This is a genomic window from Halomonas sp. ATBC28 (assembly GCF_005937175.1).
Classification (GTDB): Bacteria; Pseudomonadota; Gammaproteobacteria; order Pseudomonadales; family Halomonadaceae; genus Vreelandella; species Vreelandella titanicae.
Map to the genome: position 1 here is coordinate 1 of NZ_VCQL01000217.1, position 382 is coordinate 382.

General features: G+C 62.8%; 1 protein-coding gene. It reads left to right on the plus strand.

The window, feature by feature from the left end; translation table 11 throughout:
- Positions 1–382 (plus strand): hypothetical protein (locus E0L35_RS26135; RefSeq protein ID WP_212751736.1); only part of this gene is annotated, 382 nt, incomplete at both ends.

Here is a 382-nt window from a genome sequence, read left to right on the forward strand (position 1 = left end):
GTCCAGTTGCTGATCGACAACGGCATCATCTTCGCCACTCAGGACTGGGTGAAGGAAAAGGTCGCTGCCGATTTCAAGGGCCGCAAGATCCTGGCTGGCAATGGCCTGGTCGGTGGGGGCGATCTTTCTGCCGACCGCAGCATTGGCCTGGCGCCTTCCGGCGTGACGGCGGGCAGCTATCGCTCGGTCACGGTGAACGCCAACGGGGTGGTCACCCAGGGCAGCAATCCGAGCACCCTGGCCGGCTATGCGATCGGAGATGCCTATACCAAGGCCGATACCGACGGAAAACTGGCGCAGAAAGCGAACAAGGCCACCACCCTGGCCGGCTATGGCATCACCGATGCGCTGCGAGTCGATGGCAACGCCGTGTCATCCAGCA